Raw genomic sequence first — 1,373 nt, 5'->3', positions numbered from 1 at the left:
GACCTGCTCGCCCCGGTCACCGGACGCACCGGCACCGTCCCGTTCTACTCCACCGTCTCCGGCACGGTCATCGACACCTACGAGCTGGACGGCTCCTACTGGTACCGCAATCTGCGCGGGACGGTGGAGTTCGAGGCGGCGACGCGTGCGCTGCTCGCGGACGGGTTCCAGGTCTTCGCGGAGATCAGCGCGCACCCGGTGGTGGCCACCGGGGTGCAGGAGACGATCGAGGACGCCGGGGTGCGGGCCGGTGTCGTCGGCACCCTGCGCCGTGACGAGGGCGGCCTCGAACGGTTCACGCTCTCCCTGGGCGAGGCATGGGCGCTCGGCGCCGACATCGACTGGGACGTCCACTGGGACGGTCTGCGCCCCCGCCGCTTCGACCTGCCCACCTACGCCTTCCAGCGCCAGCACTACTGGCCGCGCTTCGCCGACCTCGGCGGCGACGTCAGCTCCGCCGGACTCGACTCGCCCGACCACCCGCTGCTCGGCGCCTCCGTCGAACTCGCGGGCGGCGACGGCCTGGTGGCCACCGCGCGCTGGTCGCTGCGCACCCACCCCTGGCTCGCCGACCACGCCGTCTCCGGCACCGTCATCGTCCCCGGCACCGCGCTCGTCGAGTCCGTGATCCGCGCCGGTGACGTCCTCGGCTGCGGCCGCGTCGACGAACTCACCCTCCAGGCACCCGTCGTCCTCCAGGAGCGCGGCGAGGTCCAGGTCCAGATCGGCGTCGGCGAGGCCGACCAGGACGGGCGCCGCCCCGTCACCGTGCACACCCGCGCCACCGGACCCGACGGCGACACCGAGGACTCCTGGACGCTGCGCGCCCAGGGCACCCTCACCGAGCCCGGCGCACCCGCCGTCGAACGGCCCGAGGACTTCACCGTCTGGCCGCCGCGCGGCGCCACCGCCGTCGCCTCCGACGGCTTCTACGCGACGCTCGCCGACCGCGGCTACGCCTTCGGCCCCGTCTTCCAGGGCGTCCGCGCCGTCTGGAGCCGCGGCGACGACCTGTTCTCCGAGGTCGTCCTGCCCGAGGCGGTGCGCGGCGACGCCGGACGCTTCGGCATCCACCCCGCACTCCTCGACGCCGCCCTGCACGCCGCCCACCTCGCCCCCGGCGCCACCGACGGCCGCACCGTGGTGCCGTTCGCCTGGTCCGGCGTCGCCCTGCACGCCACCGGCGCGACCGCGCTGCGGGTGCGGGTCTCCCCGGACGGCCGGGACACCGTCTCCGTCCACCTCACCGACCCCACCGGGGCACCGGTCGCCGCCATCGAGCGGCTCACCGTCCGCGAGGTCGCCGCCGAGACCCTCGACCCCTCGGCCCGCGCCGCCCGCGACTGGCTGTTCCGCCTCGACTGGACCCCCGT

The 1,373-nt window shown here is 75.5% G+C and carries 1 protein-coding gene; it reads left to right on the top strand.

What is annotated here, in order from left to right; translation table 11 throughout:
• A partial coding sequence (locus tag GA0115242_RS28095) for a polyketide synthase dehydratase domain-containing protein (RefSeq protein WP_141721770.1) occupies positions 1–1,373 on the top strand: 1,373 nt, incomplete at both ends.

The organism is Streptomyces sp. SolWspMP-5a-2, from assembly GCF_900091845.1.
Lineage (GTDB): Bacteria > Actinomycetota > Actinomycetes > Streptomycetales > Streptomycetaceae > Streptomyces > Streptomyces doudnae.
The sequence above is the reverse complement of the archived record's forward strand: the minus strand, read 5'-3'. Positions and strand labels throughout refer to the sequence as shown.